Source organism: Streptomyces sp. NPDC048696 (assembly GCF_043198895.1).
In the GTDB taxonomy this organism is placed as follows: domain Bacteria; phylum Actinomycetota; class Actinomycetes; order Streptomycetales; family Streptomycetaceae; genus Streptomyces.
In genome coordinates, this window is record NZ_JBICVJ010000010.1 from 13626 (window position 1) to 33651 (window position 20026).

At 72.7% G+C, this 20026-nt stretch carries 22 protein-coding genes; 3 read left to right on the top strand and 19 right to left on the bottom strand.

Going from position 1 to position 20026, the window contains the following annotated elements; genetic code table 11:
• Nucleotides 1-104: 104 nt before the first annotated feature.
• Genes ACGFRG_RS21680 through ACGFRG_RS21690 form a run of 3 tightly spaced genes read right to left on the bottom strand, consistent with a single transcriptional unit; the run spans nucleotide 105 to nucleotide 3173 of the window.
• Nucleotides 105-1169: an aldo/keto reductase gene (locus ACGFRG_RS21680; RefSeq protein ID WP_393266636.1), complete on the bottom strand. Its 1065-nt coding sequence runs from the start codon at nucleotides 1167-1169 to the stop codon at nucleotides 105-107.
• 12 nt (nucleotides 1170-1181) lie between these two features.
• Nucleotides 1182-2087, bottom strand: a complete 906-nt coding sequence (locus ACGFRG_RS21685) for a nitroreductase/quinone reductase family protein (protein ID WP_393266139.1) — start codon at nucleotides 2085-2087, stop codon at nucleotides 1182-1184.
• Nucleotides 2088-2138: 51 nt separating this feature from the next.
• Nucleotides 2139-3173, bottom strand: a complete 1035-nt coding sequence (locus ACGFRG_RS21690; RefSeq protein ID WP_393266142.1) for a DUF6081 family protein — start codon at nucleotides 3171-3173, stop codon at nucleotides 2139-2141.
• 88 nt (nucleotides 3174-3261) lie between these two features.
• Between ACGFRG_RS21690 and ACGFRG_RS21695 the strand changes: the two genes are divergently transcribed.
• The gene (locus tag ACGFRG_RS21695) at nucleotides 3262-4239 is read left to right on the top strand and encodes an acyltransferase domain-containing protein (protein ID WP_393266145.1); all 978 of its coding nucleotides are present in this window, start codon (nucleotides 3262-3264) and stop codon (nucleotides 4237-4239) included.
• Here the strand turns inward: ACGFRG_RS21695 and ACGFRG_RS21700 are convergent.
• From ACGFRG_RS21700 to ACGFRG_RS21735, 8 genes are read right to left on the bottom strand one after another with little or no spacing between them, the layout of a single operon-like run.
• Nucleotides 4148-4891 carry a 4'-phosphopantetheinyl transferase gene (locus ACGFRG_RS21700; protein ID WP_393266148.1) on the bottom strand — a complete coding sequence of 248 codons (744 nt, stop codon included), beginning with the start codon at nucleotides 4889-4891 and terminating at the stop codon, nucleotides 4148-4150. The genes ACGFRG_RS21695 and ACGFRG_RS21700 overlap by 92 nt on opposite strands.
• Nucleotides 4888-5835, bottom strand: a complete 948-nt coding sequence (locus tag ACGFRG_RS21705) for an MBL fold metallo-hydrolase (protein WP_361418428.1) — start codon at nucleotides 5833-5835, stop codon at nucleotides 4888-4890. Before ACGFRG_RS21705 ends, ACGFRG_RS21700 begins: the two co-directional genes overlap by 4 nt.
• Entirely contained in the window at nucleotides 5832-6878 is a 1047-nt protein-coding gene (locus ACGFRG_RS21710; protein ID WP_393266151.1) for an aromatase/cyclase, read from the bottom strand. The genes ACGFRG_RS21705 and ACGFRG_RS21710 overlap by 4 nt, the downstream gene beginning before the upstream one ends.
• Nucleotides 6879-6897: 19 nt before the next feature.
• Nucleotides 6898-7689, bottom strand: a complete 792-nt coding sequence (gene fabG, locus ACGFRG_RS21715; protein ID WP_361418434.1) for a 3-oxoacyl-ACP reductase FabG — start codon at nucleotides 7687-7689, stop codon at nucleotides 6898-6900.
• Between the two features lie 13 nt (nucleotides 7690-7702).
• Nucleotides 7703-7996, bottom strand: a complete 294-nt coding sequence (locus ACGFRG_RS21720; RefSeq protein ID WP_393266154.1) for an acyl carrier protein — start codon at nucleotides 7994-7996, stop codon at nucleotides 7703-7705.
• Nucleotides 7993-9297, bottom strand: a complete 1305-nt coding sequence (locus tag ACGFRG_RS21725; protein WP_361418440.1) for a ketosynthase chain-length factor — start codon at nucleotides 9295-9297, stop codon at nucleotides 7993-7995. The genes ACGFRG_RS21720 and ACGFRG_RS21725 overlap by 4 nt, the downstream gene beginning before the upstream one ends.
• Nucleotides 9294-10583, bottom strand: coding sequence for a beta-ketoacyl-[acyl-carrier-protein] synthase family protein (locus ACGFRG_RS21730; RefSeq protein WP_393266157.1), 1290 nt, complete (start codon nucleotides 10581-10583; stop codon nucleotides 9294-9296). The genes ACGFRG_RS21725 and ACGFRG_RS21730 overlap by 4 nt, the downstream gene beginning before the upstream one ends.
• 28 nt (nucleotides 10584-10611) lie before the next feature.
• Entirely contained in the window at nucleotides 10612-10869 is a 258-nt protein-coding gene (locus ACGFRG_RS21735) for an acyl carrier protein (protein WP_188272776.1), read from the bottom strand.
• A gap of 245 nt (nucleotides 10870-11114) precedes the next feature.
• Between ACGFRG_RS21735 and ACGFRG_RS21740 the strand changes: the two genes are divergently transcribed.
• Nucleotides 11115-11720, top strand: a complete 606-nt coding sequence (locus ACGFRG_RS21740; protein ID WP_361418449.1) for a methyltransferase domain-containing protein — start codon at nucleotides 11115-11117, stop codon at nucleotides 11718-11720.
• Between the two features lie 116 nt (nucleotides 11721-11836).
• Nucleotides 11837-12190, top strand: coding sequence for a DUF779 domain-containing protein (locus ACGFRG_RS21745; protein WP_393266161.1), 354 nt, complete (start codon nucleotides 11837-11839; stop codon nucleotides 12188-12190).
• 44 nt (nucleotides 12191-12234) lie between these two features.
• Here the strand turns inward: ACGFRG_RS21745 and ACGFRG_RS21750 are convergent, their stop codons facing one another.
• The 8 genes from ACGFRG_RS21750 to ACGFRG_RS21785 all read right to left on the bottom strand — a co-directional run bounded on the left by ACGFRG_RS21750 (nucleotide 12235) and on the right by ACGFRG_RS21785 (nucleotide 19966).
• Nucleotides 12235-13404, bottom strand: a complete 1170-nt coding sequence (locus tag ACGFRG_RS21750; protein ID WP_393266164.1) for a winged helix DNA-binding domain-containing protein — start codon at nucleotides 13402-13404, stop codon at nucleotides 12235-12237.
• Nucleotides 13401-13595, bottom strand: coding sequence for a hypothetical protein (locus tag ACGFRG_RS21755; protein WP_361418458.1), 195 nt, complete (start codon nucleotides 13593-13595; stop codon nucleotides 13401-13403). Before ACGFRG_RS21755 ends, ACGFRG_RS21750 begins: the two co-directional genes overlap by 4 nt.
• A 151-nt stretch (nucleotides 13596-13746) precedes the next feature.
• Nucleotides 13747-14607: a phosphatidylinositol-specific phospholipase C/glycerophosphodiester phosphodiesterase family protein gene (locus ACGFRG_RS21760; RefSeq protein ID WP_361418461.1), complete on the bottom strand. Its 861-nt coding sequence runs from the start codon at nucleotides 14605-14607 to the stop codon at nucleotides 13747-13749.
• A 241-nt stretch (nucleotides 14608-14848) separates the two neighbouring features.
• Entirely contained in the window at nucleotides 14849-15499 is a 651-nt protein-coding gene (locus tag ACGFRG_RS21765) for an ABC transporter ATP-binding protein (protein WP_393266169.1), read from the bottom strand.
• The gene (locus tag ACGFRG_RS21770) at nucleotides 15492-16409 is read right to left on the bottom strand and encodes an ABC transporter ATP-binding protein (protein ID WP_393266638.1); all 918 of its coding nucleotides are present in this window, start codon (nucleotides 16407-16409) and stop codon (nucleotides 15492-15494) included. Before ACGFRG_RS21770 ends, ACGFRG_RS21765 begins: the two co-directional genes overlap by 8 nt.
• Nucleotides 16410-16495: 86 nt before the next feature.
• Nucleotides 16496-17380, bottom strand: coding sequence for an ABC transporter permease (locus ACGFRG_RS21775; protein WP_393266172.1), 885 nt, complete (start codon nucleotides 17378-17380; stop codon nucleotides 16496-16498).
• Nucleotides 17373-18338: an ABC transporter permease gene (locus tag ACGFRG_RS21780; RefSeq protein WP_361418470.1), complete on the bottom strand. Its 966-nt coding sequence runs from the start codon at nucleotides 18336-18338 to the stop codon at nucleotides 17373-17375. Before ACGFRG_RS21780 ends, ACGFRG_RS21775 begins: the two co-directional genes overlap by 8 nt.
• A 23-nt stretch (nucleotides 18339-18361) precedes the next feature.
• On the bottom strand, nucleotides 18362-19966 hold the full coding sequence (locus tag ACGFRG_RS21785; protein WP_393266175.1) for an ABC transporter substrate-binding protein: 1605 nt from the start codon (nucleotides 19964-19966) through the stop codon (nucleotides 18362-18364).
• Nucleotides 19967-20026 lie beyond the last annotated feature (60 nt).

A 20026-nucleotide genomic window follows, 5' to 3' on the forward strand; every position in this document is an offset into this window, starting at 1 on the left:
GGTCCCGACCCGGCCGAACCGTGCGGGCCCCGTCCGGGAGGACGGGGCCCGCGCTGTCGTACCGGTGCGGTTCGCGCCGTGGCACCTGTGTCCTGCCATGGATCTCAGCGTCGTACGGAGAACAGGTCGTCCGCGACCGCGCGGCCGGTGGTGGTGCGCCGGTCGTCGACGCGCTGCCAGTGCTCTCCGTAGACCATGCGGGTCATGGCCGGGAACTGGAGCATGGTCGTCGGATACCCGGCCTGCACCGCGCTCACCTTGTCCAGCGCCGCCAACTGATCGTGACCCAGGGTGACTTCGACGCTTTCGAGGTTCTGCCGCATCTGGTGCTCGGAGGTGGCGCCGACGACGGGGATCACCGTGCCGGGACGCGAGCGGAGCCAGGCGAGGGCGATCTGGGCGGGGGTGCGCCCGGCCTCCTCGGCGATCCTGACGACCTCGCGCACCACGTCGTCGCCCTCGCCACGCGGCTTGCCCCACGGCACCTTGTCGAGGCGACCCCCCTCCCCCTTGAGGTACTTCCCGGTGAGCCGGCCGTCCGCGAGCGGGCCCCAGGCGAAGGCGGGCAGGTCGAAGGCGTGCGCCATCGGCAGGAACTCCCGCTCGACGGTGCGATCGAGGAGGTTGTAGTGGACCTGCATCGCCGCGAAGGGGGTCCACCCGCGCAGCTCCGCGAGGGTGTTGGCCTGGGCGATCTCCCACGCGGGCCAGTTGGACACGCCCACATAGAGGACCTTCCCCGCCCGCACCTGGTCGTCCAGGGCCCGCATCACCTCCGGCACCGGGGTGAGGGTGTCGCGGGCGTGCACCCACAGGATGTCGAGGTGGTCGGTGCCGAGGCGGCGCAGGCTGTCCTCCAGCGAGACCACCAGGTTCTTGCGGTGGTTGCCTGCCGCGTTCACATCACCGGGGCGGATCTGGAGCGTGTACTTCGTGGTGAGCAGGAAGGAGTCCCGGCGGCCGCGCAGCAGCTCGCCGAGTACGGACTCCGCCGAGCCGTGCCCGTACTCGTTGGACGTGTCGATCACGTTGCCGCCCGCCTCGGCGAACTGCTCCAGGAGTCTGCCGGGCAGCTCCTTCGGCAGGTCCCAGTCGTCGCCGAACGTCATGGTGCCCAGGGCGAGTTCCGAGACGCGCACGCCTGTCTTGCCGAGGACCGTGTAGCGCATGTCCGGCACGGATCAGCCCTCCAGGGCGGGCAGCAGGGTCTCTTCCTCGTACGCGAAGTGGGCCTCCAGACCCGCCACGACACGGTCGAGTTCGCCGCGCAGCCGCTCCAGGTCGCCGCCGTCGCCGGACAGCCCCTTGTCCAGCACCTCCTCGAACTCGGCCAGGGCCGTCTCCACCACGTGGTGCTGCTCGCGGAGCTTGGTGATGGCCGGGACGAGATGCGGATACCTGACCTCGAAGGCGGAGAAGGAGCCGTCCTCGCGGATGTGGTGCATCTGCAGTCCGTAGCAGTACGTCAGACAGCGGGAGCGCAGTTGCTCGGTGAGCTCGGCCGCGGGAGTCCCGTCCACGCCGCCGCCGTCGAGCGCCTGCTCCATCGCGGTGCGCAGACGGGCCAGTTCGCCGCGCAGATCGCTGTGGTGCTTGATCAGCTGCTGGCCGATCATACGGCTGCGCTCGTTGTCCCCATCGAGGTCCAGCGGCCGCAGGGCGACCACCGGGATCTTCCGGTCGGTCTTGGACTCATAGTCGCGAAAGCCCGGGTCGAGGGTGCACTGGAGCTCCCAGTACCGGTCGCGCTCCTCGCCCTTGAGCTCCTCGGCGCGGGTGGCGAACGGCTTGGCGGCGCCTTCCTCGGTGCCGATCTCCAGGGTGACCTGGGGGCTCTCCAGGAGGTTGTGGTACCAGTCCGGGTTCTTGTCCCGGCCGGCGTTGGAGGCGAAGACCAGGTAGCGGTCGCCGTCCTTGTAGTAGATGGCCGGATTGGTGTGGGGCTTGCCGGTCTTCCTGCCCATGGTCGTCAGCAGCACCATCGGCGCGCCCTCGAACATGCCGCCCACCCGGCCGTTGTTCGCCCGGAATTCCTTGATGACCCGCTCGTTCCAGCTCAGGCCGCTGTCCGCTTGCTGTTCACTCATGGGGGGCCTCCGCCACCAGTCTATTTGCTTTCAAAGCAAAGCCACTTAAATCTATGCAGCCCCGACCGCGCTGTCAACCGCCGTCCGGACCGCCACATCACGCACGTTGAGCACCGCGCCCGCGCCCCACGACCTGCTCCGCGGCAGGCTCTCGGCGTCGACGAACTCCTGGGCGCGCGGGGCTCCCTGACGCGGTGAGAAGTAGTGACCGGGGGCCGGGTTCAGCCGGACCAGGCCCCGGCCGTCCGGGCCCGCGCCGTCCAGCATCGTGAGCATCCCGATCCCGCAGACGAGCCGCCCCAGACGCACCGGCTCGCCCTCCTCGCCGCCGTGGTCGAGCAGCATGTGCCGCCGGTCGGGCAGCCGGTGCCCGAGCCGCCCGACCCGCAGCACCTCCCCGCCGTCCACCCGCCACACCACCCGCCGTCCGCCGTCCTCGACCCGCACGGTCAGGCCGTGCCACTGCTCTGGGGTACGGGCGGCGACCGGTACGGCGTACGAGAACGCGGCGTACGAGGAACCGGGCGACGGGACCCGCTCGTACAGCGCGTAGATCCGGGTGTTGGTGAGCACGAAATCGCAGACGACATGGCTCACCGGGTCCATGGTGATCATGACGGCGGTGGCGAGTCGCACATCGCTGTCGGGGTCCGGGACGGCGGTACCGAAGGGGTGCCGCTCGCCGCCCAGGCTCACCGCCGACATGGACATCGAGCAGTCGAGCCGACCGGTGGCGGGCACCTCGAAGGCCCTGCGCCCGGAGTCCGGACCACCCATCAGCGCAACCCACTTGATGTGGTCACCGATCCCCGACGCGACCCCGTCCTGGTCCGCGGAGTGCGTGAACACCGGCTGCCCGGTGACGTGGTCGACGCCTGCGGGCGCCACCGTCAGGCCCTCGTCCGAGCAGGTCACGAGCGCCTTCTCCAGCGGCGGCACCTGCCAGCGGGCGGCCGTGTCGAAGCCCTGCCGGAAGTCGTCCTCGAAGAGTGCCCTGTCACGCGTCATCCGGTCCTCCTGGGTGGTGGTGGGGTGGTCGTGGGTGCGCCGACTGTCGGGCGCCCGCGACGAGTTCCGCTTGAGCATCGGTCCACCTCGTATCGAGACCGCGCCGACACCGTCTGCGCCACGAGACCAGCGGGCGGGCGTCGCCGCCCGGCCGGGAGGAGGCGTCGTGGAGAGCCGAAGGACCGTGCTGCTGCTGCCCGGGCAGGGGGCCCAGCGGGAGCGTATGGCCGCTGGGCTGTACGGGGCGCAGCCCGAGTTCACCGCCCGGATGGACGAGTTCTTCGCCGCGTCGGGGAGTGCGGGGAGCCGCCTCGCCGAGCAGTGGCTGCGCCCCGCTCCCAACCCGGACATGGACACCGCCGAGGTCGCCCAGCCGCTGCTGCTCGCCGTGGGCCACGCGCTCGGCCGGGCCGTGGGCGCGGCCGCCCGTCCCGCGCACATCCTCCTGGGCCACAGCGTCGGGGAGCTCGCGGCGGCGTGCCTCGCCGGGGTCTACCGGGCCACCGACCTGGGGGCGTTGACGGCGGCACGCTCCCGGGCGCTGCACGGCAGCGGCCACGGCGGAATGCTGGCGGTCGCGGCGGCGCCGCACGAACTCCCCCACGACCTGGGGCCCGTGAGCGTCGCCGCCCTCAACGGACCGCGCCAGACGGTCCTCTCCGGTCCGCTCGCACCGCTGGAGGCGGCGCACAAGCGCCTTCACGCGATGGGCCGCACGGTACGGGCGCTGCGCTCCGGGCACGCGTTCCACAGCCCGTCGATGGCACAGGCGGCGGCGCGGTTCGGCCGGGAGCTCGCCCGGCTGCGCCCGGGCGCGGCGCACACCACGGTGATCTCGTCCCGTACCGCGGCGCCCGTCACCGCCTCGCAGGCCCGCGACGCGGCGTTCTGGGCCGACCAACTGGCCCTGCCCGTACGGTATTGGCCCGCGCTCAAAGGGATCCTCGACGCCGAGGGAACCGAGCCCGGGCTGCTGCTCCTGGACGCCGGCGCCGACCGCAGCCTGAGCGCCCCCGCCCGCCACCATCCCGCCGTACGCAACGGCTCCAGCCTCATCGTGCCGCTGCTCGCTCCGGCCCGGCAGACCGGTGGCCACGCGGATCTGACGGCGTTCGAGGAGGCGCTGGCCGTACTGGAAGGGTGAGCCCCCGGTGTACGACCGTCACCAGCAGCCCGCCGTCGAAGCGGTAGCCACCGCTCAGCTCCGGGAGTGCGAGGCGAGTGGGGCGGACGGCGAGCAGGCCACCGCCCTTATCGACGGGATGGATGCGCACCTCGGCGTCCCGGAAGGACAACGGGCGCCGGGCATGCGGATGCCAGGCCTTGTAGACGGCCTCCTTGGCACTGAAAAGCAGCGTCGACCAGGGCAGAAGTGATACGAACTCCCGTTGTAGACCCGCTAGTTGATCGCTCTCCCAGTCGGTCGCGATCGCGGCGGACGCCCGCTCCGAGAGCGGTCGGGGCCGCCGCTCGGCATCGATGCCGAGCGCCGTCGCCTCCCCCGCGCGAGCCGCCACGGCGGCCCGGTAGCCGGTGCAGTGCGTGATGCTGCCGAGCGTGCCGGGCGGCCACACCGGCGCGCCCCGCTCGTCGCGCGGCAGCGGGCCGTGCGCCGGGGCGCCGAGGGCGGCGAGGGCGCGCCGGGCGCAGGCGCGTCCCGTGGCGAACTCCCGGCGTCGCCGCTCCACCGCGCCGGGCGGCAGAAACCGCAGCTCGGCCGGATGTGGCGCGGCGCCGGGCAGGTCGGTGAACGCCTCGGCCGCCCGCGCCCACCCCGGTACCAGCTCCGCGATCACGCGTAACAGGCGGGCAGCCGACCGCCGTTGAACTCCACCATCTCGCCGAAGATCCCGACCGCGTCCAGGGTTTCGCCCTCGGCTCCGCCGCGCAGCTCCGCGTACGCCCGGTGCAGATTGCCCACCAGGCGCTCGGGGTCCTGCCACTGAAGGTAGGGGTGGGATCCGAGCCCGCGCGCCGCCTCGATCGGGTCGAGTCCGGCGGCGAGCGTCGCCTCGGCGGTCCGGCGCAGCCAGCGCAGATACCCGGCGGTCTCGTCCAGCACCTCGGGGCCGCAGACCGGCCCGTGGCCACCGACGACGACACGCGGTCCGAGCGCCCGCAGCCGCTCGATGGTCCGCAGATACCCGTGCAACGACCCCATGAGCAGGAACGGAGTGCAGCCCGGCATCAGCACATCACCCGCGAACAGCACCCGCTCCTCGGGCAGCCACACCACGGTGTCGTTGGTGGTGTGCGCGGGCCCCACATACAACAGCTCGACCCTGCGCTCCCCCAGGTGAAGGACCACCTGGCCGCCGTCATACGTCTGGTCCGGCAGCCGCAGTTCGATGCCGCCCCACTCGACGTCCGGCCACAGCCCCATGAGCCCGAGCCCGGCGCCGGCCATCTCGGTGCGGGCCAGCTCGTGCGCGAGGATCGTCGTGTCCGGGCCCGCGACCAGCGCGTTGCCGAAGCAGTGGTCGCCGTGGAAGTGGGTGTTGACCAGCAACCGGGGTGAGCGTGGGGTGAGTTCCGCGATCGCGGCGCGCAGCGCGAGCGCGCGGGCCTCGGTCGCCGCCGTGTCGACGACCACCGGCCCCCGGTCCCCGTCGAGCAGCACCCCCGCGTTGTTCAGGCACCAGCCGCCCGGCTCCTGGATGTACGCGTGGACGCCGTCCGCGACCTCCAGCATCCGGGCGGGACCGGGCAGGGTGCTCCGCACCGGCAGGGCCTGCGTCATCGCGCCCCGCCTCCCGCCACGGCCGACCCGCTCTCCGTATGGCGGCGGCAGCTTTCGAGGGTGCGCATGCTGTTGCCGCTCAGGAGCGCCCCGGCCCGCCGCCGCGCCTCGGCCAACGTGGTGCCGGGCCCGAACACCTCCTCCACCGCCGCTGGGTCGAGCGCCACCCGGTGGTGCGCGGTGACCCGGGTGCCGTCGGCCACCGGGGTGATGACCCACTCCCCGCTGTGCCCGCGCAGTCCGCGCGGCACGGTCGTCTGCTTGTACGCGATGCGCTCGTCGGGGAAGCAGAGCCGCACCGACTGGGTGGCGTGCAGCGAGCCGTCGGCGGTCCTGGTCCTCATGTCGAGGGTCTGTACGAGCGCCCCGTCGGCTTCCACGTCCGCGGTCTCCTCCAGATCGAGCCCCGCGACATGCGCGACCCGCTCGGGCCACAGGTCGGCCCGGTACAGGAAGTCGTACACCTGCCCGGGCGAGCTGCGGATGACGGTCTCGTCGCTGACGGAGAACACCAACTCGCCGAACGGGTCCTTGAGTTCGGCCCATTCGGATATCGCCGCGATCTCCGCCCGGCTGTTGCGGTCCAGGGCCTCGGCGATACGCCGCTCCTCCCCCGGGGACCCCGACACCGACCACTCGTGGCCCAGCACCAGGCGGGAGCGGTGCGGGGCCGTCTCCTCGAAGTGCCAGTGGCCGCTCATCCACTCTACGGGCGGGCTCGGCGTCTCCTGGCGGAAGTCGACGCGCAGCCGCTCCTCGTCGAGCAATCGCAACGAGGTCCAACTCCGTACGTCCGTACCGACGATGGCCCACAGCCGGATGCGTTCGGAGTCCCGGTCGCTCTCCAGGACCCGGGCCGCGAGGCAGCGCGGGAACAGCACCGGCCAGCGGGTGACGTCGGCGACCAGCTGGAAGGCGCGTCGCGCGGGCGCGGCGAGCTCCGCGCGGTGCTCGGCGCTGCGCAGGGGTGCGGCGGTGCGGCGCTGTCCGGCGGACTCGGCGCCCGGCGCGACGGCCGGTTCGGTGGCTGACTCGATGGACATGCTCGACTCCTCCTGTGCCTCAGTAGTTGCCAAGGCCGCCGCAGACGTTGAGGGCCTGCGCGGTGATGGCCGCCGCCTGCTCACTGACCAGGAATCCGACGAAGGCGGCCACCTCGTCGGGCTCGGTGTAGCGGCCGAGCGGGATCTTCGCCTCGAAGCGCGCGAGTACGTCGTCCTCGCTGACGTTCCACAGGTCGGCGTAGTGGCGGCGCACGTCGCCCGCCATCTCGGTCTCCACGTATCCGGGGCACACCGCGTTGACGGTGACGCCGGTCCTGGCGAGTTCCAGGCCGAGCGCCTTGGTGAAGCCCACCACGCCGTGCTTGGAGGCGGAGTAGGGGGCGCCGAGCACGACGCCCTGCTTGCCGCCGGTGGAGGCGATGTTGATGACCCGCCCGCCCGCGCGGCCGCTCAGTCCTCCGGTCGTCAAGGCCTCGCGGGTCACCAGGAAGACGCTGTTCAGATTGGTGTTGATCACGTCGTGCCACAGCTCGTCGGAGAGCTCCGCGGTGGTGCCCCCGCCGCTGCGGCCCGCGTTGTTCACGAGTACCTGGACGGGGCCGAACCGTTCGACGGCCCGCTTCACCCAGGCCCGTACCTGGGCGGGCGAGGTCACGTCGCAGGCCGCGCCCGCCGCCGTGAGACCGCGCTCGGTGAGGTGGTCGACCTCGGCGGCGACGGCCGACTCGTCGCGGGCGCACAGGAAGACCGGGTGGCCGCGTTCCGCCAGGGTGCGGGCCACGGAGCGGCCGATCCCGCGCGTCGCTCCGGTGACAAGTGCCGGTCCGTACAGGTGGGTTGCGGTGGTCATCGTCGTCGTCCTCTCAGGCCGCGGTGGACAGGGTCCGGTTGACCAGCCGGAGGAAGGCGCGCGGGGTGTCCGCGCCGGCCACCTCCTCGTCGCTGAGGTCGGCCCCGTAGCGGCGGCCGACCTCCGCCGCGGTCTCCAGGACGGCGAGCGAGTCGTATCCGAGGTCGGTGAACAGGGCGTCGAGCGCTTCCTCGGTGAGGTCGGACTGCTCCTCCGCACCGGCGCATTCGACGAGGATGCGCTTGAGTTCGGTGAAGGTCAGCTCGCTCGCGTCGGTCGGTTCGCTCGATGTGCCGGGCTCGCTCATGCGGGGGCCGCCTCTCGTGATCGCCGGTCGTTGTCCGGGTGCTCGGGCCGGTCCTGGGGCGCGGTGACCACCAGGGCCGAGTTGAATCCGCCGTGTCCCCGGGCCAGGACGAGCGCCGCGCGGACGCGGGCTTCCCGGGGTCCGCCCCGTACCAGGTCGAGGCGGTGGCCGGGGACGGGCCGCTCGACATGCGCCGTCGGCGGGATCACCCCGTCCCGTACGGAGAGCAGTGCCGCCGCCACGTCCAGCGGGGGGCCGCCGCCCGCCAGCCGCCCGGTGAGGGTCTTGGGCGCGGTGACCGGGACGCCGTACGGGCCGAAGAGCGACTCGATGGCGGCGGCCTCCGCGTCGTCGAGCGCGGGGACACCGGCCGCGTCGGCGAACACCACGTCGATGTCGCCGGGTCCGAGTCCGGCGTCGTCGAGCGCGAGGCGGGCCGCCCGGGCGAGGCCCGGAGGGCGGCCCGAGCCGGGGCGCGGGTCGAAGGTGGCGGCGTGGCCCGCGAGGCTCCCGTACACCTGGTGGGCCCCTCTGGCGCGCGCCTGTGCGGCGTCCTCGACGACGAGGATCGCGCCGCCCTCGCCGGGTACGTGGCCGGTGGCCGCCGCGTCGAAGGGCAGATAGGCGCGGCGCGGATCGTGCGAGCGCGTCAGGCGCCCGCTGGAGTGGTGCGCCACGAACCCCCAGGGGTCGAGCGCCGACTCGACACCTCCACCGACCACGAGGGCCGAGCCCTTGCGCAGGGTGCGCCGGGCGTGGCCGAGGGCGTCGAGCCCGCCGGCCTGCTCGGCGACGAGGACGCTGCTGGCTCCGCGCAGCCCGTGACGTATCGAGATCTGGCCGGTGTTGGCCGCGTAGAACCAGGCGAACGACTCATAGACGCTGACGTGCTGCGGGCCCCGGGTCCACAGCTTGCGGATCTCCCGGTGGGTGAAGGCGAATCCGCCGGTCGCGTTGGACGTCACCACGCCCGTCGCGTACTCGGGCAGCGCCGACGGGTCCGCGCCCGAGTCCTCCAGGGCCCAGTCCGCGGCCGCGAGGGCGAGCCGGGTGACCCGGTCCGTCTGCGGCAGCAGCCGCCCCGGCAGATACTCGGCCGCGTCGAAGCCGGTGATGAGTCCGGCCAGCGGCGAGGGGTAGCGGGAGGCGTCGTAGTCGCGGACCGCCTGTATCCCGCTCTCGCCGCGCAGCGTGGCGCTCCACCACGCCTCGGCGCCCAGGCCGTTGGGGGCGACGATGCCGATGCCGGTGACGACGGCCTCGGCGAGCTTCGGCGGCGCCGACACGGGTGCCGTGGTCATGCCGCGCTCCTCGACGGTCCCTGCGGTCCCTGGGGTCCCCGGGAGAGGATCATCGCGCTCTGGAATCCACCGAAGCCGCTGCCGACGCTGAGTACGGTGTCGAGCGCCCGCTCACGCGCCTCGTTCGGTACGTAGTCGAGGTCGCACTCCGGGTCGGCCTCGTGCAGATTCGCGGTCGGCGGCACCACCGCGAACTCCATGGCGAGCGCGCAGGCGGCGATCTCGATCGAGCCGATCGCGCCCAGCGAGTGCCCGACCATCGACTTGATGGAGCTGACCGGCGTCCGGTGGGCGTGCTCGCCCAGGGCCCGCTTGAACGCCGCCGTCTCATGGCGGTCGTTCTGCTTGGTGCCCGAGCCATGGGCGTTGATGTAGTCCACGGCGTCGGCCGGGAGCCGCGCCTCGGTGAGCGCCGCCGTGATCGCCTCGCTCATCTCGCGCCCGTCCGGCTTGAGCCCGGTCATGTGGTACGCGTTGCAGCGCGAGGCATAGCCGGAGACCAGGCCGTAGATGTGCGCGCCCCGGGCCCGGGCGTGTTCCAGCTCCTCCAGTACGAGCATGGCGGCGCCCTCGGCCAGCACGAAGCCGTCCCGGGTGCGGTCGAAGGGCCGGGAGGCGTGCTCCGGGTCCGAGTTGCGGGGCGAGGTCGCCTTGATGGCGTCGAAGCAGGCGGCGGCGATGGGCGAGATCGGCGTGTCCGTACCGCCCGCGAGCATCACGTCGGCGCGGCCCTCCGCGATGAGGTCGCGCGCGTACCCCACGGAGTCGAGCCCCGAGGTGCAGCCGGTGGAGACGACGGCGGCCGGACCCTCGGCGCCCACCAGGGCCGCGACCTCGGCCGCCAGCGAACTGGGCACGAAGGCGTCGAAGAGGTGCGGCGAGAGATACGAGCCGTCCACCTCCCACTGCCGCCCGCTGTCGCTGAGCACCAGATACTCGCGCTCCAGGCTGGTGGTGCCCCCGACGGCGCTGCCGACGCTCACACCGATGCGCTCGGGATCGAGCGCGGCGAACTCCAGGCCGCTGTCGGCAAGGCACTCACGGGCGCTCACCACGGCGAACTGGGCGGCGCGGTCGAGCCGCCGGATCTCGCGCGGCGAAAGCCCGTACCGGTCGGGGACGAAGTCCACTTCCGCCGCCATCTGGGAGCGGAAGCGGGACGGATCGAAGAACGAGATGGTGCGGCTGGCCGACCGCCCGGAGATCAGCAGATCCCAGAACGCCTTCCGCCCGATCCCTCCGGGGGCCACGACCCCGATGCCGGTGATGGCGACACTTCGGCTCACTGGAGCAACTCCTCGCAAGGCGTGGGGATCACCGGTCCGCCGGGATCCGGGTGGCGACGTAGGCGATGAGGGAACCCGGGGTCCGCAGTTCGTCGAGCGCCTCGTCGGGGATGGTGACGTGGTAGTCGTCCTGCACCCGCATGGCGATCTCGTACACGACGAGGGAGTCGTAGCCGAGGTCGCCGAACTCCGTCTCCAGGACCGACTCGTCCAGCGCGGCGGCGTCCGCCCCGTCGAAGCAGAGCTCCACGATCTTCCGGAATTCGGTGAGAGTGAACCCGCTCATAACGCACCTTCTGTCGATGGGCCCGTCCGATGTGCCCGTCACCGTCAGCGCGCGACCTCGACCACCGGTCGAGCTCTGCTGGACGTACGGCTGAGGCGCGGGGCGGCCGGAAGGGGCGGCGGGCGGGCCTCTTGACCGAGGCGGCACGGCTCTCCAGCGATCCTCTAGGACCCGAAAAGACCATCCGACGCAGCTCTTCCCCGTCTGTCCCCCCGTCTGTTCTCCATGGATTGGACGCCGCCCAGATGAACTCGCTGCTCCTGCAGATCCTCGACCCGATCTTCGGCCGCCCGCGGGGCATACCCGGTCTGATCGGCGGCGCCATCATGTCGCGCGGCAACGCGGAACAGGAGGCGTGGGCGGTCGAGCACGCCGAGCTCGCCCCCGGGAAGCAGGTGCTGGAGATCGGCCCCGGTCCGGGAGTCGGGCTCGCGCTCGCCGCCGAGGCGGTCGCTCCCGGTGGCCGGGCGATCGGCGTCGACCCGTCCGACACCATGCGCGCCCTGGCCCGCGAGCGCTGCGCCCTGCATCTGGCCACCGGCCATGCCACCCTGCGCGAGGGAACCGCGGACAACACCGGTCTGCCCGACGCGTCGGTCGACTCGGCGATCTCGGTCAACAACGTGACTCTCTGGGACCGCCAGGCCGCGTACAAGGAACTCCAGCGCGTACTGCGCCCCGGCGGCGTCCTGGTGATCGTCCACCACCGCCACACCATGAACACCAGCCCCGAACAGCTCCACGACGAACTGGTCGAGGCGGGCTTCGCGGACGTCACCCTCGACGTACGCGGCCGCACCCTCAACCGCGCGGCGGTGGGCATCCTGGCCCGTCGCGCGGCGACGTCCTGATCCCGCCCCCGAGCCTCACCGCAACGTCCCCGCAACCCCCCGCCTGCTTACCTGACTTGGGCCGACACGTTCGATCCGTGACTCACCGTCCGCTATCGAGAAATGGCGTGGTGCCCATGTCCGACACTCACGCGCGCGTGGAGCTGACGCCCGCGGCCGCCGAGCTGGTGCGGCGGCTGCGGGCGGTCCACGGCCCGCTGATGTTCCATCAGTCCGGCGGCTGCTGCGACGGCAGCGCGCCCATGTGCTACCCGGAGGGCGAGTTCCGTACGGGCGGCTCGGATGTGCTGCTCGCGTCGCTGCGCGTCGACGGGGTGGAGGAGCCCGTCTCCTTCTGGATCTCGGCGAGCCAGCAGGAGGTGTGGCAGCACACCCGGCTGATCGTCGACGTGGTGGAGGGCCGAGGCGGCGGGTTCTCCCTGGAGGCGCCGGAAGGCGTACGGTTCCTGATCCGGTCCCGGCTGATCTGACGCCGCCCCACCGCGGGCGTCCCGCCCGGCGCGGCGCCGAGGCCCTACGCCGAGAGCCACCGCTCCAGCGGGGTGCGAAAGCTCGGACGGATGCGTACGTCCCCGAAGAACGCGGCCATCCGGGCGGCCTCGGCGTCGACGGCCCGGCGGGCGGCGGCGCCCTCGTCCGCGAACACGTGCGTGACGATCTCGCCGTCCGGGCGCTGTGCCCAGCCGCCGACGATACGGCCGTTCCACCACACCGAGGGGCCGATGTTGCCGGTCTTGTCGAAGAGTTCGGCCTTGTGATCGGTGTCGAGGTACCAGTCGCGGTGGCGCCAGCCCATCGGGGTGGGGTCCAGGGCGGGGAGCAGCGCGGCCCAGGGCTCGGGCGCGGGCGGCGCCTCCAGCTGGCGGGGCAGGGCGTACCCATCGCCCTCGTCCAGGGCGACAGGCACGGCGTCGGTGCCGGCCAGGGCCTTGCGGGTCTCGGTCAGCGTCCAGCCCGTCCACCACTTCACGTCCTCGGTGGTGGCGGGGCCGAACGCGTCGAGGTAGCGGGCGACGAGCTCGGTCCTGGCCGCCTCGACGGGCAGGTCGGGGTGCGGTTCGGCGACCGTCCAGCGGAACTGGCTGGAGGCCCAGCTGCCGAGCGGACGGCCGCGCCGGATACGGCTCTCGGCGGCGAGGACGCCGAGGAAACGGCTGGTGATGCGCGGCCTCGCCTCGTAGGGCTTGCCCTCGGACATGACGATCTTCCGCTGCAAGTCGGGTACGTCGTCGGCCAGTTGGGACGCCGTCGCCTCGCCCCGGGCCGCGAGCGCGGCGAGCACGCTCTCCTGGGTGGCGGCGAACCACTCGCCGTCGAGGCCCAGTTGCTCCTCGATCACCTTCGCCAGGTTCTTGCGCTCCCGGGCCGCGACGGACCTCGCGGCCGCCGCGTCCGCCACCGGGGCGAGCGCCGTCGGCAGCACGAACATCGTGCGGCGCATGCACAGCATCCGTACCAGCGAGTGGCCCTCGTACAGGGCGCGCTCCAACTCCGCCACGGACGCGTTCCTCAGCCGGGCGGCCACCGACAGATACACCGTGGCGGGGTCGGTGGCGTGCAGCGCCACCAGCGCGTCCGCGACCGCCTCCGGGGTGTCCGCCCGGGTCCCGGGGGCGAGCAGATGGCGGGGGCCGAGGCGGGCGCGCCGCGCCTCGGCGGTGATCTTGTGTCGGGCCGCTGTCACGGTCTGAGGCTACCGACCACGCTCGCGGTGGCGTTCAGCCCGTCCTGAATGGTCGGCGCCATGCTCGTACCGGCGAGGAAGAAGCCGAGCAGCACACAGACCGTGGCGTGCGACGCCTTGAGGCCGCCGCTGCGCAGGAAGATCACCGCCAGCACCACGAGCAACAGCACCACCGAGATCGAAATGGCCATCGCCAACCTCCTCCACCGCGCCGGAATTGCGGCATTCGGCGGCCAGTGTGGCGGAGGAGGCGGACGAACCGGGCCGGTGGCGTGTCCGCCGTACGGGTGTTGACTGCGGGTGACGTGAAGTACGGGAGGCGGCCGCGGCAGGGTGGCCGCGCTACTCGCCGTGTGCGCGCAGGAACGTTTCCAGGCCCGCGAGGTCGTCGGTGTTGATGTAGTCGACGTCGGCGGCGAGCAGTTCGCTCCACAGGGCGTCCCGCTCGGGCCCGGCCAGGTCCGGGGTCGCCCAGAACCGTACGCGCTGGCGGTGCGCATGGGCCTGCGCCACGATGGCGCGCAGCTTCTGGCGCTCGGCGGCGGGGAACGGGCCCGCGCCGGTCCAGCTGAAGCTCTGCGTCCAGTTGCTGCTGATCAGCGGGATGAAGTCGGCGGTCGCGGCCGTGCCGAGGTCGTCGAGCCGTCCGTCGTAGAAGGCGAGGCGCGCCTTCTGCGCCTCCATGGGGACGCGGGCGGCCCGGTCGCCGGAGATGACCGGGGTGACGGCCCCCAGGTGGGTGCGGCCGTGCGCGTAACTGCTGAGCATCCGGCGATACGGGCGCAGCCGCCGGTCCAGCTCCTCGTAGCAGGCCGCGCCGTCGGCCTTGATGTCGACGAGCAGCTGTACGGAGTGGTGGTAACCGCGGTACACCGTGCCGTGGTTGGCCCGGACGCGGTCGAGCAACGGGTCGAGGTAGAGCCTTTCGAGCGTACGGGCGGGGTCGAGCTGGGTCGGGTCGTGGGCCACCAGGAGCTCGCCGTCGACCAGGAAGATGTCGGCCTCGACGCTGGTGAACCCGTGTGCGAGGGCGTCGAAGAGGGGGTGCGGGTGCTCGTAGTCGTTGTGGGCGTGGGTCCTGCGCAGCGGTCTCGGCCCGCTGGGGCGACCGGTGCGTTCGGCCGCGGCCGCGGGCGCGATGGCGGCTCCGGCGGCGGCCGCGGCCAGGGCGGCGACGGCGCTGCGGCGGGTCAGTCGAGCCATGAGGTCTCTCCCGGGGGTGGTGGGACGACGGACGGCGGGACTCGACCGAGTATGGGGGCCCGACAGGGCGGACCGGCAGGGCCGTTCGCAGAGTTGGCCGGTACTTCGCCGGGGCGTCACCGGGGAGGACTCGGCCGGGTCGGGGCACGACCACCGGCGCGGACGTTCTGTGGGAGCGACCGGCCACAGACGGTCCCCAGCCGAAAACACCGCACGTCGGCGGGGCCCTCACGCAGTGACGTTACAGCTCCGCCCACCCCGTCGTGCGGTCGCACCAGCGGTCCAGCAGTGTGCGGTCATGGCCGACCGCCAGCAGGGACGCGCCCGACGTGGTGCGGTAGCGCTCGACCACCGCGACCAGCGCCGCCGTCGTCGACGCGTCCAGCATCGCCGTCATCTCGTCGCAGACCAGCAGCCGGGGCCGCAGCACCAGGGCGCGGGCCAGGCAGGCCCGCTGGAGCTGGCCGTCGCTCACCTCGTGGGGGCGGCGGTTGAGCAGGTCGCCGCCGAGGCCGACCAGCTCCGCCAGCTCGTCGACCCGCTCGCGGACCTCGATCTGTCGGCCGGTCGCCCGCAGCGGCTCGGCGACGATGTCGCGCAGCCGAAGCCGGGGGTCGGCGGCCAGGCGGGGCGACTGGAAGACGACCCCGACGGCCGTGCGCAGCTCGCGCGGCGCGCGATGGCGCCAGCCGGTGACGAGCACGCCGTCGAGTGTCACCGTGCCCCCGTCGGGGCGGTGCAGCAGCGCCGCGACCCGGGCCAGCGTGGACTTGCCGCAGCCGCTGGGGCCGAGCAGCCCGACCGCCTCGCCCGGGGCGATGCCGAGGCTGACCGACCGTACGACCGGCTCGCCGCGCTCGTACCCGGCGGTGATGTTCTTCAGGTCAAGCACGGCCGGGCTCCTCCGGGTGGTGACAGGCGATCCGGCCGTCGAACGGCGGCGGCGTGCCGCACCGACCGGTGGCCCGTTCGCAGCGGGGCGCGAACGCACAGCCCGCCGGCAGGTCACCCAGCTCGGGCGGCATTCCCGGGATGGGAGTGAATGCCCGTTCCGGCAGCGCGTCGAGCAGGCTTCGAGCATACGGGTGGCGGGGTCCGGTACCGCCGAAATACGAGGCCGCGTCGGCGAGTTCGACGACGCGCCCCGCGTACATCACGGCGACCCGGTCGGCGATCCGCTCGGCCGCCACCAGATCGTGGGTGATCATCAGCAGCGCCCGGCCGTCGTCGGCGCAGCGGCGCAGCTCGTCGGCCGTGCGCTCCACCAGGTCGCGGTCGAGCCCGGTCGTCGGCTCGTCGGCGAGCAGCAGCGGCGCGTCCCCGATCAGCGCCATGGCCGTGGCGGCGCGCTGGGCGAGTCCGCCGGAGAGCTGGTGCGGATGGCGGTCGAGGTGCCCGAGCGGGAACGCGGCCCGCTCGGCGGCCGCTTCCGTGGCAGCCCGCAGCTCCCCCCGGGGCGTGCCCCGCAACTCCCGCAGGGTTTCGGCCAGTTGGGCCCGTATCGTCCGTACGGGGGTGAGATGGGCGGCCGGGCTCTGCGGCACGAGGGCGACGCGGCGGCCGCGTACCGTGCGCGCGAGGGTGCGCTCGTCGGCGGTGAGCAGGTCGATGTCCTCGTCCGCGCCGGTGCCGTGCAGGACCGCGCTGCCCGCCGTCTCGGCGTTGCCCGGCAGCAGTCCCAGCAGGGCCGAGGCGAGGACGGACTTGCCGCAGCCGCTCTCGCCGACCAGGGCCAGACACTCCCCCGCCGCCAGGTCGAACGAGGCGTCGGTGACGGCGGCGACATGGCCTGCGCCGCGCATCCTGAAGCGCACGGACAGACCGCGTACGGAAAGGACGGTGGTCACCGTGTCCTTGGTCACAGCGTCCGTGGTCACGGCATCCGTGGTCACAGCGTCAGCTCCGATCGGCGGCGCGGATTGAGCCGTTCCCGCCAGGCGCCGGCCAGGCCCGCGACAGCCAGGGTGGGCACGATGAGCAGCAGACCGGGGAAGAGCGTCGGCCACCAGTCGCCCGCGAGCAGCGAGCCGCGCGCCGACTGGACGAGGTTGCCGAGGCTGGCCTGGTGGCTGGGCAGGCCGAGGCCGAGGAAGGACAGCGCCGACTCGTGCCACATCGCGTGCGGCACCATCAGCACCGCCGCGAGCCCGGCCTGCGGCAGCACGCCCGGCAGGAGGTGGCGGACCGCCACCCGCGGCCGGGAGGCGCCGCCGGAGATCGCCGCGTCGATGTAGGGGCGCGAGCGCAGCGAGAGGATTTCGGCGCGGACGATTCGGGCGGTGGAGAGCCAGTGCGTCACCGCCACCGAGGCGATCACCGGCCACACGCCGGGCCGGAACATCGCCACCACGAAGATGCCGAGCAGCAGATGCGGCACCGACGAGAAGACGTCGACGAGCCGCATCACCAGGCGGTCGGTCCAGCCGCCGAGTGCCGCCGCGACCGCGCCCACGAGGGTGCCGACGACGGTGGCGACCAGCGCGGCGACCACTCCGACGAGGAGCGAGATCCGCAGCCCGTAGACACAGCGGAGGAGCAGGTCGCGGCCGACGTCGTCGGTCCCGAACGGGTGCTCCCAGGACGGCGCGAGCAGCTTGTGCGAGAGGTCGACGGCCTGCTGGTCGAGGTGGACGAGCGGCGGCACGACCAGCACGGCGAGCACCGCCGCGACCGCGATCACGGCCGAGGAGCGCACCCGCAGGGTCCGGGTTGAGCGGCGCGTCCGTCCGTGCGAACGCCAGACGGGTTGCGTGCAGCGGGCGGCGTCAGCCATCGAAACCCACCCTTGGATCGGCGAGGCCGTACAGGAGGTCGGAGAGGAGGTTGCCCAGCAGCACGGCCGCCGTGGCGAGCACGGTCAGCGCGGCGAGCAGCGGGAAGTCCACCGAGGTGGCGGCCTGGACGGTGGCGGCGGCGATGCCGGGCCAGCTGAAGACCGTCTCGACGAGCAGGGCTCCGGTGATGAGTTCGGGCACCCGCGAACCGACGAGGGTGAGCATCGGCAGCATGCCGGAGCGCAGGGCGTGGCCGAGCAGCACGGTCCGCTCACTCAGGCCACGCGCGCGTGCCCCGCGCACGGGGTCTTCCTCCAGCGCGTCGGCGACGCCCTGGCGTACGTACAGGAAGAACCACGGCAGTTGGGAGATGCCGAGGACGGCGGCGGGCAGCACGAGGTGGCTCGCCACCTGGCCGAAGGTGATCGTGTCGCTCGCCGTGTCGGTCAGTCCTCCGGCCGGCAGCACGTCCAGCCTGAGCGCGAAGCACCAGATGGCCAGCAGCCCGAGCCAGAACGGGGGCGCGGCTTCCAGCGTGTACGCGAGCGAGCCCGCGCACCGGTCGAGCAGGCCGCCCGGGCGGCGGGCGGCTAGCACGCCGAGGCCGGTGCCGAGGACGATCGCGAGAAGGAAGGCGGTGGCGGCGAGCAGCACGGACCAGCCGAGCCGTTCGCCGATCACGTCGGCGACGGGCTGGCGCAGCACGCCGGATTCGCCGAGGTCGCCGCGCAGGGCGGCGGTCAGCCAGTCCCACCAGCGGGTGACGAGCGGCTCGTCGACGCCGAGGTTGGCGCGCAGCTGGTCGAGGTCGTGCTGCGAGGCCGTGAGCCCGGCGGTGCCCGCGTAGGCCTTGACCGGGTCGAAGGGCGAGGCCGCGGCGACGGCGAAGACGCCGAAGGTGACCACGAGCAGGACGGGGGCGGCGAACAGGGTCCGCCGCCCCGCCATCCGTGCCATCGGCCCCCAGGGGAGGCGGCGGCTCACTTCTTCGGCGCCCAGGTCTCGACGTTCCACCAGGGGCCGGAGGCGAGTCCGTGGTCGTGCGGCTCGGTCTGGGTGGAGAGCCCGTCCCAGCGGTCGTCGACGACGTAGAGGTGGTCGATGTGGGTGAGGAAGGTGTAGCCGGGGTTCTTCACGAGCTCGCGCTGGATGTTGTCGTACGCGTTCTTGCGCGCGGCCGTCTCCCCGCTCCTGCGGCCGTCGTCGAGCGCCTTGTCGACGGCCGGGTTCGCGTAGGACGCCATGTTGTTGAAGCCGTCGCCCGCGAGCGCGGAGTTGAGCAGCGCGTACTGGTCGAAGTCGGGGTCGCCCGGCGAGCCGCCGCCCGCGAGGACCGCGTCCTGCTTCATCCTCGGCTCGATGACCTCCCAGGTACCGGCCTGGGTGGTGATGTCGATGCCCGCCTTCTTGGCGTCCGAGGCGTAGGCGAGGGCGTGGTCCTGGCGGAGCTTGTCGCCGGAGAGGTACCAGAGCGGGAAGGCGGCGCGGGTGCCGTCCTTCTCGCGGATGCCGTCGGCGCCGGGCTTCCACCCCGCCTCGTCGAGGATCTTCTCGGCCCGCGCCAGGTCGTGCGGCCGCTCGGTGCCCCGGGCGAACCAGGGGCTGCCGGTCGGGACCGGCCCGTAGGCGGGCTTGCCGGCGCCGTCCAGGATCTTGTCGACCATGGCCTCGCGGTCGACGGCGAGGTCGAGGGCGCGGCGCACGGCGGTGTCGCCGGTGACCTTGTTGCCGGTCGGCAGCGTCACATTGCGGTAGTCGTACGTCTTCGCGGTGTGGGTCTTCTTGTGCTTGTCCTTCGCGAAGCCCCGGGCCAGGTTGGGCGGCAGGATCGCGCCGTCGAGGTCGCCGGAGCGCAGCCGGGTGGCGCGCACGTCGTCGTCCTTGACGATCGCCATGGTGAACTTCTTCACCTTGGGCGCGCCGCCCCAGTACGACGGGTTGGCCCGGAACGTGATCTTCTCGTTCCGGGACCACTTCACCAGCGTGTACGGGCCGGTGCCGACCGGCGCGGTGGAGAAGGCGCCGCTGTTGACGTCCTGCCGGCCTGCGACGTGCTCGGGCACGATGGGCAGCACGGTGCGCTGCGCGAACGGCGCGTAGGGGTACTTCAGGGTGAAGACCACCGTGTCGTCACCGCTCGCACGGACCTCCTTGACGGCGTCGAGCTCGCCCTTGGAGGGGTTGTTGGTCTTCGGGTCAAGGATGGTCGTGTAGGTGAAGACGACGTCCTTGGCGGTGAACGGCTGCCCGTCGCTGAACTTCACGCCCTTGCGGAGCTTGTACGTATAGGTCAGCCGGTCGGCGCTCACCTCGGGCAGCGCGACGGCGAGCGCGGGCTTCAGCCGCATCTCGGCGTCCTGCGTGAGCAGCCCGTCGAAGATCTTGGAGTTGCCGTCCTTGCCGTAGCCGAGGAGCGGGCTCAGGGTCTCGGGCTCGTACGCGATGCCCACGACCGCCGAGTCCTTGGCACCGCTCGACCGGCCGCCGCCGGGATTCGAGCAGGCGGCCACGGCGACGGCCAGCACGGTGGCCAGCGCCGCGGCACCCGCCCCTCGCCTCGCTCCACGGATCGAACGGGCGACCATGCCCCACACCCCTTGTTGAAGATCGACTGTTATTGCGAACTGATCGCAATAGCTCGCACT